Annotated in this window: 1 protein-coding gene and 1 pseudogene; both read left to right on the top strand. The window is 66.7% G+C overall.

What is annotated here, in order from left to right:
- Positions 1 to 447: pseudogene (locus AB0F03_RS37965) on the top strand (alpha-1,4-glucan--maltose-1-phosphate maltosyltransferase); the annotation flags it as partial.
- A partial coding sequence (locus AB0F03_RS37960) for an alpha-amylase family glycosyl hydrolase (RefSeq protein ID WP_362001081.1) occupies positions 444 to 1,315 on the top strand: 872 nt, incomplete at its 3' end. The pseudogene AB0F03_RS37965 and the gene AB0F03_RS37960, both read left to right, overlap by 4 nt.

The following is a 1,315-nucleotide window of genomic DNA, read 5'->3' as shown; positions in this document are numbered from 1 at the left end:
GAATACCAGAACTCCGAGAAATACCAGCTGCGCCCCCGCGACTGGGAGACCGCCGCACGCGAGGGCCGCACCATCGCCCCCCTCATCACCCGCCTGAACGACGTCCGGCGGCGGAGTCCGGCGCTGCGGCAGCTGCGCGACCTGCACTTCCACCACGTCGACAAGGACGCGGTGATCGCCTACTCGAAGCGGAGCGGATCGAACACGGTTCTGGTGGTCGCCAACCTCGACCCCCACGACACCCAGGAGGCCACGGTCTCGTTGGACATGCCGCAACTCGGCCTGGACTGGCACGAGTCCGTGCCGGTGCGCGACGAGCTCACCGGTGAGACCTACTACTGGGGCAGGACCAACTACGTGCGTCTGGAGCCGGGGCACCGGCCCGCGCACGTCTTCACCGTCCTGCGACCGTCCACCCCGCAGATCGGAGGGTCAGCCACCATATGAGCGTCAACGAGCCCGTTCCGGACACCTTCGAGGACACTCCCGCCAAGGACCGGGACCCCGAGTGGTTCAAACGCGCCGTCTTCTACGAGGTGCTGGTCCGCTCCTTCCAGGACAGCAACGGCGACGGCGTCGGCGACCTGAAGGGACTGACCGCCAAGCTCGACTACCTCCAGTGGCTCGGCGTGGACTGCCTGTGGCTGCCGCCCTTCTTCAAGTCGCCGCTCCGGGACGGCGGTTACGACGTCTCCGACTACACCGCCGTACTGCCCGAGTTCGGTGACCTCGCCGACTTCGTGGAGTTCGTGGACGCCGCCCACCAGCGCGGCATGCGCGTCATCATCGACTTCGTCATGAACCACACCAGCGACCAGCACCCGTGGTTCCAGGAGTCGAGGCGGGACCCGGACGGTCCGTACGGCGACTACTACGTCTGGGCCGACGACGACAAGCAGTACCAGGACGCCCGCATCATCTTCGTCGACACCGAGGCCTCCAACTGGACGTACGACCCCGTACGCAAGCAGTACTACTGGCACCGCTTCTTCTCGCACCAGCCGGACCTCAACTACGAGAACCCGGCCGTGCAGGACGAGATGATCTCCGCGCTGAAGTTCTGGCTGGACCTCGGCATCGACGGGCTGCGGCTGGACGCCGTGCCGTACCTGTACCAGCAGGAGGGCACCAACTGCGAGAACCTGCCGGCCACCCACGCGTTCCTGCGGCGGGTGCGCAGGGAGATCGACGAGCAGTACGCCGACAAGGTGCTCCTCGCCGAGGCGAACCAGTGGCCCGAGGACGTCGTCGACTACTTCGGTGACTACGCGGCCGGCGGCGACGAGTGCCACATGGCGTTCCACTTCCCCGTCAT

The sequence above is a fragment of the Streptomyces sp. NPDC028722 genome (genome assembly GCF_040637655.1).
Classification (GTDB): domain Bacteria; phylum Actinomycetota; class Actinomycetes; order Streptomycetales; family Streptomycetaceae; genus Streptomyces.
Note: the sequence above shows the minus strand (reverse complement) of the source record. Positions and strands in the feature narration are given on the sequence as shown.